Here is a 12,914-nt window from a genome sequence, read left to right as displayed (position 1 = left end):
GGCCTGCGGCGGCGTCCAGAGGCCTTTCGTCCACCGAGGGTGAGGGCGTCCGAGCGGTCTAGCCGTTCAGCCGGGCGGTCGCGACCATTCCTTCGAGCAGGGCGAAGGTGCGCGCGCGGGGCCCGTCGGGGCGGATGCCGATCACGTGCGCGAGTTCGAGCGCGAGGGCCGCATGCCCTTCGGTGTTCGGGTGGAACGGATCGTTCATGAGCCCCCACGGGACGCCACCGGCGCCGATATCGGCGAAGCGGGCGTACTGGTCGACCAGGATCACGTCCTCGCTCGCGGCGACGTGCCGCACGGCATCGGCGAACTCGCCGATGCGCGCCCGCTCCGGGGCGTTGCGGGTGTCGATCGCGGGCGGGGTCTGCAGCACCGGGATCGCCCCGAGCCCGCGCACCCGCTCGACGAACTCCCGCAGCGACGCGGCGTAGTCGTCCGCCGTGATGACCTCGCGCGGTCCACCGTCGGAGGCGTCGTTCGTTCCGATCATGAGCGTGACGACGTCGGGGTGCCACGACGCGACGCGACGGTCCCAGTCGCCGAGGAGGTCGACGATGCGGTTGCCGCTGATCGCGGTGTTCAGCACGACGTCGCGCACGCGCTCCAGTTCGCCGCGGATCAGCTCGTGCAGGTGCTCCGGGTAGCTGCGCCCGCCCTGTGTGTGCACCAGCCCGTGGGTGATCGAGTCGCCCGTGATGACCCAGTTCAGCGGCTCCGGATCCGCGAGGGCCGCGGCGATGCGGCGGAGGTCGGAGGCGGCGGATGCGGAGACGGAGGATTCGGCGTTCGACACGGCACCGAGCCTATCGGCCGGGTTTCGCGGCTGTGTTCCGAGGGGCGGACAAAAATCGTCCGCCGCACGCGTAATGGTCCGCGTCGATCGTCGTCATGCTCGCGAGGGTTCGGTCGGGCGCCACGGACACCGTCCATGGCGCCCGGGTGGTGGGTCCCCGCTCACCCCTGCTTCCCCAGACGGCCACCCTCGTGCGGCGGGCTCCCCTCGCCCGCCGCACATTCCCCGCATTCGTCGATGCGGACGCGGACCAGTACCGCGATCGACCACGTATGCCAGAACGCCGATATACGCACGTGCGCAGGGGCGGTCGAGGAGGGCGTCGACGCGTACTGTCGGTGCGGGTCCGAGCCGTCATCGCAGCCGGTGCCGAGCGCACCGCTCACGATCGCACCGGAGCCCCGAGCGATCGGCCGCACCGCAGAGGACGTTAGAGGTCAGCTCCAAGGGGCGTTGTCGGATTCCGAAAAAGCTCGCGGGTGCCGTAGTGACCCCGCGGCTGCCGAGTCCTGTCTGACACAGCGCACGCAAGCTCATGCGCGAAGACCGCCACCGGAGGAACCATGTTGACCGATCCGCCACCTGCCCGAACACGGAAATCCCAGCCGCAGCGGCTCGCCCGCCGAGGCGTCGCCTTCCTCGCCCTGCTCGCGGGACTCATCGGACTCGTGATCGCGCCGTCGCCGGCTTCGGCTGCGCCGCCGTACGCCACGGAGGCGTCGATCGACGCCGTGCAATTCACCGAGGGCGTCGTCCAGAGCGGCACGAAAGCCGAACTGACCGGTTCCTGGTCGCTGCCCGATAACCCCGCCACCCCTGCGGGGTTCGTCGTCGACCTCCCCGGGGGTCTTCGGGGGCTGCAGGATGCGTTCCCCCTGCTCGATGCGGGGGGAGCGCTGATGGGAAGTTGTGTGACCACGGCGGATCAGCTCGTGTGCGATCTCGACAGCGAGTACGTGAAGAGCCATCCGGTCGGCCTCTCCGGAGGCTTCTCGTTCTGGGCGACCGTGACCACCGAGGTGACCGAGCAGACCACGGTCGAGTACGACTTCGGCGACGCGTCGGCCACGGTGGAGGTGACTCCGGCCGCACTCGCGTGCACAGACGACTGCGACTTCGTCGGTCGCTCGAACTTCAAGAGCGGTGAGTATCAGAACGGCACCGACACGATCTTCTGGGATGTCGCCGTCGGCGCGGGCGCAACGGGCATGACGGGCGGCCAGGAAGTGGTGGTCCACGACATCCTCGGACCGAACCAGGCCCTCCTCCCGGTTTCGGCGAGCGGAGAGCGGTTCCCGAGCCTCTGGGCGACCAACACCCTCATGACGCTCCCCGGCGGCCTCGTCGTCTCCGGACCCTTCGTCGAGCGTCCCCTCAGCGACTACGTCGTCTCGGCGGACGGTGCCACCGTCAGCTTCACGGCGGAGGAGGGCTACTTCTACAACGTCCACTACCTCTCCGAGGTCACCGATGGGGGAGCAGCCGGAACCTACCGGAACGCCGCAGACATCAAGGTCGGAACCCAGACGACGGCCACGACGACGTCGGAGGTCACGCGGCACGGCGGCTCGGGAACCGGTGGGGGCACCCAGGTCGGCACGTTCACGATCGCCAAGCACCTTCGCGGAGACGACGCGAACCTCGACGACCTCACTTTCCGCGGTGCCTACTCGGTCGCGATTCCCGGTAGCACTCCCGTCACCGGCGACTTCGCCGTCCAGGCGGGAGAGACCTGGACCAGCCCGGCGTTCCCCGTGGGCAGCATCGTGGAGCTCTCCGAGTCGTTGGCCGGCCTCCCGGGGAATCTCGATTGGGCCGCGCCCGACTTCTCCTCGAAGACGTTCGCGATCGAGGCCGGGAACGCCGTGGACGTCTCGTTGAACAACACCGCGACGCTGCGGCGTCAGCCCTTCTCCGCGGTGAAGACCGTCTCGGGTCCCTCTGCTGCGACGACCCGGGTGCCAGCGGACACGGTCTACGTCATCGAGTACTCGTACCCGGCAGGGCCCGGCTTCGCCGCAGGTTCCGGAGAGCTCACCCTGACGGCGGGAGAATCCGTCTCCGCGCCGGCGCTTCCCGTCGGCGCCGACGTCACGATCCGCGAGCGCGCTCCGAAGCCCATCGAGGGGATCAGCTGGGGTGCGCCGCAGATCAGTCCCGAGCGCTTCACGGTCGGCGATCAGAACGTCACCGTCGCCGTGAAGAACCCGGTCGACGTGGTCGTGCCCCCGCCGGTGACGCCGAAGGATCCGGGCGTTTCCGGTTCGACGCTGGCATCCACCGGAACCGAGGGGGCGGTGTCGAGCCTGCTGCTCGCAGCATTGCTGCTCGGGGGAGGCGCAAGCCTCGTCGTGAGGAGGCGACTGCGCCGATCGCACGACTAGTTCGACGGCCCCGGCAGGGTCCGCGAGTCGATGCGGCTGGCGGACCCTCGGGGTGCGAAACACACGGGATCGCTGCTTTCCGCGCATCCCGGCAAGGCCCTTGGGGGAAAGGGACGACATGAGCCATCGCTATACAGACCATCGCTACGCGGAGGTGAGCCGGGAGGCGGACGCCGAACTCCTCGCCTGCGCACGCACGGGTGATCAGCGTGCGTATGCCGAACTCTGGCGACGCTATGAGCACGTGGCCAGAGCCGTCGCCCGCACCTACTGGTGGTCGGCCGACCCCGACGACCTCGTCGCCGAGTCCTTCACCCGTATCTATCAGGCGATGCAGGCCGGCAAAGGGCCCCAGAGTGCGTTCAAGCCCTATCTCTTCGCGACGATGAGGAACCTGGCGATCAGCTGGGGTCGAGCCCGCCGCGAGGTCCCCATCGAACACATCGAGACGGTCGAAGACCCGGCCTCCACCGAAGCCGCCGCAGACGCCGACTTCGACGCTTCTCTGGTCTCGAAGGCGATCCTCGCCCTCCCGGAGCGCTGGCAGGAGGTCCTCTGGTTCGGTGAGGTCGAGAACCTCTCCATGCAGGAGATCGGAAAGCGCCTCGAGATCACTGAACGCGCCGCGGCCGTGCTCGCGTTCCGGGCCAGGGAAGGGCTCCGACAGGCGTGGATCGCCGCGCATCTGAAGGAGCGACCCCCGACCTCGAAGGAGTGCCGGTGGACGTTGGGCAAGATCGGGGCCCACGCTCGCCGCCGCCTCACCGTCCGGGACGATCAGCGGGTCCGTGCACATCTCGAGCACTGCGATGACTGCCGCGCGGGGGCCGAGGAAGCCCGACGGGCGAGCTCGCGGATGCTGTCCATCCTGTTCCCCGCAGGCCTCGCACTCGGCGGGGGCGCTCAGGTGTGGCAATCGCTGTCCCTCGAGGGAGCCTCCGCCACAGCCGCCCCGATGCCCGTCACGGTCACGGTGCCCTTCGCCGGTCTCGCCGCGGCGAAAGCGGGCCTCGTCGGAATGGCCATCGTGACGGTTGCGGCGCTCGCCGTCGGGGTCACCGGCAGCGTCGTGAACAACAACGACAGTGCGGTCGCTGCCACGGCGTTCGCGCACACCGACTCCTCGGATGCGGGGCCCGGCTCCGGTTCCCTCCCGACCGATCTCCCCACCCTCGTCCCCAGTGCGGCACCGACGGCCGAGCCCTCTGCCGTGCCGCTTACAGAGACCACCCCGCTCCCGCAGGCCTCCTCACCCCCCGCTGCGCCCCCACCTCCTCCCGCTCCTGCGCAGGTCCCCGGCCCGCCGGTGATCCTCTCGATCCCTTCCCAGGTCACGCGGACCCAGTGGATCAGCGCCTCGGTGCGTTGCGAGGTCGGCGCCGAGGTCTCCGTCTCCGCCTACGGGGTCACCGTCGCCGCCGGAACATGCACCACCGACGAGACGTGGCAGGCGAGCATCGATGTCAGCTCCTACCCGGTGCCGTCGGGGACAGCGATCGGTTTCGCTTTCGCTCAGTCCAACATCGCCGGAGTCTCGGGCAGCGCATGGGCGGAGGTGGTCGTCGTGGATTGATCTCGATCCTCGCGTAATCGATCGCGGGAATCCGCGTCCAGTACGCATGCGGCACCCCTGTGGCGCCTCCCCGAACCGCCAGGAACATGAGATTGGAACCAACCTCACCATGTGGAAGAGATCGAGCGCACTCCTGCTCGGAACCCTGCTCGCGATGGGAGCTGTCGCGTCCGCGGCTCCTGCGTCTGCCGCGATAGGAGCCGCGACCATCGTGAACCCCAAGACCGGGGTCTTCACCCTCGCTGACGGCACCGTCGCGACCGCGACGATCTCCGGTGACGGCGCCCGTGTCTTCGGAGGCCAGGGGCAGTCGCTCGGCGCATGGAGCGGAGTCGACGCCATGTATGCCGACGGCGTATCGGCGAAGGACCTTCCGGTCCTCAACATCCATTCCAGTCGCGACTGCGGGAGCGCCGCACGATGCGCCGACGGGCAGATCACCGTCGAATTCGATCGTCCGGTCGACAACCCTGCGATCCACATCGCGGAGTTCGGTGCCGGCAACGGGGGCGCCGCGACCGGGTGGTCCGCCGCCGACGGAATCCGCTTCTCCTCGGCTGACGGCGGTGCGACGGCCGCCGTCGTGTCGGCCGGCGCGACATTCACCGACGGTGGCGACGGCTTTCATCGCGGTGACGTGAAGATCAACTGCTCCGCACCGACTCGGCCCGGGGGTTGCGGAAGCTTCACCGTGCCGGGGACCAAGATCACCCGGATCGTGTTCGACGTGGCGCGCTTCGCGCTGAGCGCAGACCAGGCGGCCGGCCTCGACGGCTACGCGTTCGGGGTGACCGCGACGGCGACCCCCGTTCCGACCCTTCCCGGCCTCTCCGTCTCGAAGACCGTGGACAAGGCGGCTGCGGTGCCCGGAGATGAGCTGGACTACACCATCACGGTCAAGAACACGGGCGACGCCGCTGCGCGCCGGGTTCCCGTCACCGACGCCCTCCCACGCGGGCTGACCGGTGTCACCGCAGGGCAGGGGGGAGACATCGGCGACGCGAGCGTGTCCTGGACCGTCGACGAGATCCCCGCCGGCGGTCAGAGCCAGTTGCATGTGCGTGGCACCGTGGACCGCTCCGGCGCGGGCACGACCCTCGTGAACCGGGCCGTCGTGAAGAACTCCGCCGACGCACCCGCCGAGACCCCCGCTCCCGCGTACACGACGCCGTGCGCCGACGACTCGGCCGCTGCGTGCGCCTCCACCGTCATCGCCGCGCTGCCTGCGCTGTCGGTGTCCAAGACCGTCGACAAGCAGGTCGCGGGACACGGTGAGGTGCTCACCTACACCCTGACCGTCGCCAACTCCGGCACCACCGCTGCTGTCGGGGTGCCGGTCAGGGACCTGCTTCCTGCCGCACTCACCCAGGTATCCGCGGATCGAGGGGGTGTGGTCGCCGAAGGCGTGGTCCGTTGGACCGTCCCCGAGGTGCCCGCCGGCGGCGTGGTGGAGCTGCACGTGACCGGAACGACTCCGGGTGGGCTCGACGAGGCGAACATCGTGAATCGCGCCGCGGTCCAGAATCCGGCCGATGCCCCCGCGGGCACGCCGGCACCGACGGTGATCACCCCGTGTCCCGATGACGTCCAGCAGGCATGCGCGCTGACGGTCGTCCCCGCGAGTGCGTCGCTGGAGATCAGCAAGACCGTGAAGCAGCCCACTGCACAGGCCGGGGCCATCCTCGACTACACGATCACCGTGACCAACACCGGTCCCGGTACCGCCGTGCAGATCCCGGTCGTCGACGACCTGCCCGATGGGGCACGGTTCATCTCCGCATCGACGGGGGGCATCGCTGTCAGGGACCGGGTCGGCTGGATGGTGGAGCAGATCCTCCCTGGTCAGACGGCGACCATGACGATGCGGGCGCAGGTGCCACTGGGCACGACCGCCAAGGTCGTCAATCGCGCGACCATCTCCTATGACCAGAGCATGAGTGATGCCCTGCGCACCGCGGCGAAGCAGGCCGGGGTGCCCTACCCCGACGACCTGGCCGATCTGCCCGCGCTCCCTCCGCACACCGCGGCGCACGCGTGCGGCGGAGACGAATCCTGGTCGTGCGCAGAGACCGCCATCACCCCCGCACCGGCGGGGCTGGCCCAGACCGGGGCGACGTTCGCTCTGGCGATCCCCGCGGTCGTCCTCCTCGCGGCTGGGGCATTCCTCACCGTCGCCGGCGTTCGCCGCAAGTCCAACCACTAACCACTCACCGTGTCGGCCCCGGGGGATTCTTCCCCCGGGGGCTGTTCGAGGTACCCAAAATGAAGCTCTCCTTCCCGTCCCCAACGTCTGAACTGCCGACGTCCTCGGTCATGATCGTGTTCGGCACTCGCCCCGAGATCGTCAAACTCGCGCCGCTCATCCGTCGGCTCGGTGATGCCGCGTACGTCGTCCACACCGGTCAGCACTACGACCGGGGGATGTCGGCGGTCTTCCTCCAGTCGTGCGGGATCGCCCGCGTCCACCGTCAGCTCCACGTCGGCGGGCTGCCGCGTGCGGCGCAGATCGGGCGCGGTGCCGAGCAGATCGCCGAGGCGATCAGCCAGATCGGACCGAAGTACGTCGTGGTCCAGGGCGACACCAACGCGACATTCGCCGCCGCCCTGGCTGCGAACGCCGCCGGAGTGCGTCTGGGGCACGTCGAGGCGGGATTGCGCGCCAACGATCGCCGCATGCCGGAGGAACACAACCGGGTGATGGTCGATCACATCTCCGACGATCTCTTCGCCGCGACCGAGGCGAACAGATCGAATCTGCTCGACGAGGGAATCCCCGACGAGCGCATCCTGGTCACGGGCAACCCCGTGGTCGAAGCCGTGCTCCGGCAGAGGGCTTCGGTCGAATCCGATGTGGAGGAACTCGTCCACCTCGGGGTCTATCCCGACCGATACGTGCTGGCGACCCTGCATCGGCAGGAGAACGTCGACTCGCCCGAGAACCTGCTCGCGACGTTGCACGCGTTCAACGACATCGCGTCATCGGGGTGGCCGGTCGTCTTCCCGGTGCATCCGCGGACACGCGCGATGCTTGCTGACCTCGACGCGGAGCACCTTCTCGACGCGCTGATCGCCGAGGAGCCCTTCCCGTACGAGCGGTTCCTCGCTCTGGCCGCGCATGCCGCGGTGCTGGTCTCCGATTCCGGCGGTATCCAGGAGGAGGCCACCGTCCTCGCGCGTCCAGTGCTCGTCGTCCGGGACTCGACCGAGCGCCCGGAGGCGCTCGGTACCTTCACGAAGCTGGTGACGCCCCAGACGCTCGCGGCGGAGACCGCGACCCTGCTCGCCGATGTCAAGAACACTCTTCTCGCGCTGGGTTCCCTGCCCTCGCCGTTCGGCGACGGCAGGGCGACCGAACGCATCGCCGCGCACATCCACTCGGTCGTGGCCGATCTGTTCACCGAGGAGGCGTGATGTACAGCAGCGAAGTCTCCGCGCCCGTGGCCGTGGTCGGGGTGCTCGCGATGACCGGGCCCGACTCCGTGATCGTCTGGGCGGTCCTCGGCGCAGTCGCTGTGGGAGCCGGGGCGTTTCTGGTCTGGCGTCGGCATCTCCTGCGTGTCGTCGCTCCTGAGCCGCGAGAGCGACATGATCGCTGCCGCTAACGCCATCTCCTTCCTCGTCACCCTGACATTCCTGGTCTATGTCTTCATGATCGTCGTGCCCTTCCTGCGTCGCACACCCGACCCGGAAGGGAGGGTGGATCTGTTCGACTGGCACATGTTCGTCCCCTGTCGGGACGAGGAGGTCGTGATCGGACGCACCATCGAGATGCTTCGCACCACGGTTCCCGAAGCGCACGTCTGGGTGATCGACGACGACAGCGATGATCGGACGGCGGCGCTCGTGCAGGCCGCCGCCGATGCGGATCCCTACGTGCACCTCGTCCAGCGGCGGCGTCCCGAGGCCCGCACCGGAAAGGGCGATGCTCTCAATGCCGCCTATTTCGAGCTCAACGCGTTCCTTCCCGTCGACACGGATCGAACCCGCGTCGTCGTCTGCGTCGTGGACGCCGATGGTGAAGTGGCGGAGAACATCCTCCGCCAGGCCGCCTCTCCGTATGCTTTCGGTGATCCAGAGGTGGGCGCCGCCCAGGTCACGGTCTTCATGAAGAATCGGGATGACCGGCATCCGGTCGAGGGAGCGGGGTGGGCCCGCAACACCTTCGGACGATTCCTGATCAGGATGCAGGACCTCGAATTCCGAGGCCCGATCGCGGCGGTCCAGTCGCTTCGCGGCTGGACCCAGACCGTCGGCCTCGGCGGAAACGGGCAGTTCACTCGGCTCTCCGTGCTGGACGACATCGCCGAGCGGTCCGATCGGCCCTGGCACGGGTCGCTCCTCGAAGACTACGAGCTGGGGATCCACGTGCTCCTCGCGGGACATAAGAACAGGCACCTCCACGACACCTTCGTCGCTCAGGAGGCTCTGCACGACTTCCGGCGCTTCACCGTCCAGCGCACCCGTTGGGCGCAGGGCAACATGCAGTGCATCCGCTACATCCCCGAGATCGCGCGTTCGACGAAACTCTCCAACGCCGGTGTCCTGGAGGTCTGCTACTACCTGATGCTGCCGTTGTTCCAGGTCGTCGCCAGCGCCGCGGCCGTCCTGCTGGTGATCGGAGCAGCCGTCGGCCTCCTGTCCGGTGCGGTGACCCTGCCCCCGAGCTCCGTGCTCCTCCTCGCGATCTTCTACCTCCTGTTCGGCATCGGCCCCTTCTTCATCTGGGGGCCGCTCTACCGTCGCTACAGCGAACCGCAGGCCGGATTCTGGACCGGAGTGCTCTGGGGATTCGGGATGTGGCTCTACGACTACTACGTCTACCTGACGGGTGCTCGCGCCATCTACCGGATCCTCCGCGGTCGAAACGGATGGGCGAAGACTCGGCGCAACGGAGAGACCGATGTCGCCGGACCGATCGCGAAGGACACATGATGCACACGCTCGCTCTGAACCCGGACGCACGAGGCAGCAGCCGCAGCGATCGCGAGGAATCACGCCGTGCCCCGGCCGACATCGCGGCTCGATACACCGTCGGAGTGTTGCTGATCGTCGCCGCCGTGCTCCTCGTGCTCCTCGAAGAACGGTTTCGCATCTTCGAGGCGGGTGTGGCCGGTTCGTGGCTCACACCGTTCGTCCCCGGCGGTGTGCGCCACTACCTGAACTACTACATCCTCGAAGTCGAGCCGGGCCGGACCGTCGCATTCATGGTGACGATCGAGTGCACCGTCGCCTTCCTCACCGCGCCCCTCCTGGCGCTCAGCGGCGTGATTCTCGCCACGACGCGAGTGCGCTGGAGGCAGGTCGTGAAGTCTCTGCTCCTCTCCGTCGTGCTCATCTTCGTCACGAACCAGCTCCGTCTCGGGGTGATCGCCCTCGGATCGCAGGCGCTGGGGTTCGAGGTGGGCTACGAGCTGACGCACCGACTGATCGGTTCGGTGCTCAGCATCATCGGCTTCAGCGCCGCCTATCTGGTCTTCGTCGTGGTGATCGCCGACCTGCACCTGTTCCGTCGGGATCCGAACCGCCGTGAATCGCGGGGCCGGCGGGCGTAACCGAACAGCACTCCTTCCGTCTAGTGGGAGGCGCAGCAGTCCTGCTCGCCTCCACCAGATGATGAAAGGGGCACAGGATGAACAAGATCCTCACGTCCGCATGCTCAACCGGTCTCGGCCTGCTGATCGCAGGAGGGGCTGTATTCGGCGGCCAGGCGGCTTTCGCCGCCGAGCAGCCGGTCGCGCCGGACGCCACGTCCGCGACCACCGCCACCACGACCAACACGGATCCGGTCGCCCCACCGCAGGTTCGCGGCTATCTCGGACAGGCCACCCAGACGGCCGCCCAGGGGGTGACCCCGGAATCGATGATCAGTGAGGGTGCCGTCGTGCAGCTCGTCAACGACGAGCAGATCGACGGCGTGTACAGAGTCGTCCTCCCGGTTCCCGCGCACACGAGCTTCGTCTCGGCGACCGAGGGCGGCGTGCTCGTCGACGGCAACGTGGTGTGGACGTTCAACGTCGCTCACGACGGTTCCACACGGATCGTGAAGCCCGTGGCGACCTTCCAGGTGGACGGGGGCTACTGGGGGCCGACGATCACGAACGGTGCTCAGGTCCTGTACTCCGGTGGCGTGTTCACCGACGATCCGCGATTCACCTACTCCTACGCCCACACGTTCGCCGAGCGCCCCGCCGTGCCGTTGATCGATCCGACCATCGGTCTCGTCGGTGCCGGTGTGCTCGCGGCCGGAGCCGCGGGTGCCATCGTCCTGCGTCGTCGTGCCTCAGCGGACAGCTGACCTTCGACCCTTCTCACCAGAGCACTCGCACTCGAGCAATCAAAGGACAACATCGTGAAAAGAACATCACTCCTCCGGGGTGCGCTGGCCGGAGGGCTGCTCGCGGCCCTCGCGGTCGGTGCCCTCGCCGCCGCTCCGGCGGCCAGCGCTGCTGATGTGAACGGGTGGGCCGGATCCGGCGACACCCGTACCGCATCCGCGGCCGGCGCCACCGTCACCATCAGCACCAGCGACAAGGTCCAGGTGAAGGGGTCCGGCGACGTCGTCGACCTCGCCACCGTGCGGAATGGCGGCGAGTTCGGTCTGAACATCATCGGTGCGCCGGAGCTCTTCCCGTGCGCGAACGGCGCGGAGTGCGTCCGCGGTGTCGTCACCGTCGATTTCGGTCAGCGCGTGACGAACCCCAAGATCTCGCTCGCCAACCTGGGCGGTGATATTTATGCGCTGGGTGGTGTCGTCACCAGTTCCGCCAAGTACACCCTGCAGACACCGGGGGTGAGCCTCTCCCGTGTCGCCGGAAACCTCGATGTGACCGCCACCACCATCACGTCGAACGACCTCGGTGCCAAGTCGGGCACCGTGCAGATCAACGGGGTCGTGTCGAAGGTCGACTTCCAGATCAAGATGCGTTCGAAGGGCGCGTTCGTCGGCCTTGTCCCCCTGTGGACCAAGGTCCCCAGTGACCTCCACAGCATCGACGTCGATGTGGACGCTCCTCTCAAGCCGGTCCTGACCCTCGACAAGAACGACCACCGCGACGTCGCTGTGATCGGAGACCAGCTCTCCTACGACATCGTCGTGAAGAACACCGGCAACGCGGCCGCCGACAACGTGGCCATCAGCGATGCGCTGCCCGCGGGCCTCGCCCCGGTCTCGGCGACCTACACGGCCGGCACCACGGGGCAGGCGACGATCGCCGGGCAGAACGTCCAGGGAACCATCCCGTCACTCGCCCCCGGCGCCTCGTCGACGCTCACCGTCAAGGCCACGATCGCCACGACGGCACCGATCGGAACGCTGCGCAACAACGCCTGCGCCGTCGCCACCTCCTCGAACCAGGCATGCGATTGGGATGACACGAGGATCGACAAGCCCACGACGCCCGTTCTGACGATCGTCAAGGACGATCACCAGGGCGACGTCTCACTGGGACAGGCACTGACCTATGACATCGTCGTGAAGAACACGGGTGATGGACAGGCTCAGGGCGTCGTCGTGAGCGACCAGCTCCCCGCCGGCCTCGATTTCGTCTCGGGCAGCGGCCCGGCCGGAACCACCGTGACCGCGACAGGGCGCACCGTCACGGCTAGCCTCGGGTCAGTGGCCCCTGGGCAGTCGATCGTCCTCACGGTCAAGGCGAAGGTCAACCAGTCGGCAGCACCCGGTGCTCTGACGAACACGGTTTGCGTGGCCGGCGCGAACGCGGCGAAGGCATGCGACGACGACACCGACATGGTCAAGCGCGAGTTCTTCCAGTACACGTTCAACTCGACCCCGACCGACCCGATTCCCGGCCAGGCCGTGACGTATCGGATGGAGTACGCGAACAACGGCAACGTCGACTCGGCGAACGCGGAGCTCGCGTTCGACATCGCCGGGATTCTGGACGACTCGTCGTGGAACCAGGCCAGCCTCACCGCGACCAGCGGCGCCGTCACCGTCAACGGCAGCAGCATCGACTGGAAGGGGCCGCTGGCCTCGGGGCAGAAGGTCGTGCTGACGTTCACCGGCGTCTGGGGCGGCAACGGGGACGGGTTCGCATTCCCCGGAATCACCTACTACGGCAGCGCGCGCTGAGCGCGTGACCGCAACACCGAAGGGGTCGTCCCGATGGGCGGCCCCTTCGGCATCGGCTAGGTTGGGACC

General features: G+C 68.2%; 10 protein-coding genes. 9 read left to right on the top strand and 1 reads right to left on the bottom strand.

Features of this window, described 5'->3' with window-relative positions:
- Positions 1-58: 58 nt before the first annotated feature.
- Positions 59-796: an SGNH/GDSL hydrolase family protein gene (locus ACLFA2_RS07840; RefSeq protein WP_021200191.1), complete on the bottom strand. Its 738-nt coding sequence runs from the start codon at positions 794-796 to the stop codon at positions 59-61.
- Positions 797-1,362: 566 nt separating this feature from the next.
- Between ACLFA2_RS07840 and ACLFA2_RS07835 the strand changes: the two genes are divergently transcribed.
- The 9 genes from ACLFA2_RS07835 (at position 1,363) to ACLFA2_RS07795 (ending at position 12,845) form a co-directional block, all read left to right on the top strand.
- Positions 1,363-3,180: a DUF5979 domain-containing protein gene (locus ACLFA2_RS07835; protein WP_426622347.1), complete on the top strand. Its 1,818-nt coding sequence runs from the start codon at positions 1,363-1,365 to the stop codon at positions 3,178-3,180.
- 118 nt (positions 3,181-3,298) lie between these two features.
- Entirely contained in the window at positions 3,299-4,753 is a 1,455-nt protein-coding gene (locus tag ACLFA2_RS07830; RefSeq protein ID WP_315072663.1) for a sigma-70 family RNA polymerase sigma factor, read from the top strand.
- 109 nt (positions 4,754-4,862) lie between these two features.
- Positions 4,863-6,956 carry a DUF11 domain-containing protein gene (locus ACLFA2_RS07825; RefSeq protein WP_347124358.1) on the top strand — a complete coding sequence of 698 codons (2,094 nt, stop codon included), beginning with the start codon at positions 4,863-4,865 and terminating at the stop codon, positions 6,954-6,956.
- A 59-nt stretch (positions 6,957-7,015) separates the two neighbouring features.
- Positions 7,016-8,164, top strand: coding sequence for a non-hydrolyzing UDP-N-acetylglucosamine 2-epimerase (wecB, locus tag ACLFA2_RS07820; protein WP_347124360.1), 1,149 nt, complete (start codon positions 7,016-7,018; stop codon positions 8,162-8,164).
- The gene (locus ACLFA2_RS07815; RefSeq protein ID WP_167256368.1) at positions 8,164-8,355 is read left to right on the top strand and encodes an LPXTG cell wall anchor domain-containing protein; all 192 of its coding nucleotides are present in this window, start codon (positions 8,164-8,166) and stop codon (positions 8,353-8,355) included. Before wecB ends, ACLFA2_RS07815 begins: the two co-directional genes overlap by 1 nt.
- Entirely contained in the window at positions 8,339-9,685 is a 1,347-nt protein-coding gene (locus tag ACLFA2_RS07810; protein ID WP_297557072.1) for a glycosyltransferase family 2 protein, read from the top strand. Before ACLFA2_RS07815 ends, ACLFA2_RS07810 begins: the two co-directional genes overlap by 17 nt.
- Entirely contained in the window at positions 9,682-10,305 is a 624-nt protein-coding gene (locus ACLFA2_RS07805) for an exosortase/archaeosortase family protein (protein WP_297557071.1), read from the top strand. Before ACLFA2_RS07810 ends, ACLFA2_RS07805 begins: the two co-directional genes overlap by 4 nt.
- A 77-nt stretch (positions 10,306-10,382) precedes the next feature.
- Positions 10,383-11,048 carry a hypothetical protein gene (locus ACLFA2_RS07800; RefSeq protein WP_426622346.1) on the top strand — a complete coding sequence of 222 codons (666 nt, stop codon included), beginning with the start codon at positions 10,383-10,385 and terminating at the stop codon, positions 11,046-11,048.
- A 54-nt stretch (positions 11,049-11,102) separates the two neighbouring features.
- Positions 11,103-12,845 carry a DUF11 domain-containing protein gene (locus tag ACLFA2_RS07795; RefSeq protein WP_426622345.1) on the top strand — a complete coding sequence of 581 codons (1,743 nt, stop codon included), beginning with the start codon at positions 11,103-11,105 and terminating at the stop codon, positions 12,843-12,845.
- Positions 12,846-12,914 lie beyond the last annotated feature (69 nt).

The sequence above is a fragment of the Microbacterium sp. As-52 genome, from assembly GCF_049949185.1.
Lineage (GTDB): Bacteria > Actinomycetota > Actinomycetes > Actinomycetales > Microbacteriaceae > Microbacterium > Microbacterium maritypicum_A.
This window is presented reverse-complemented; position numbering and strand designations above follow the sequence as displayed.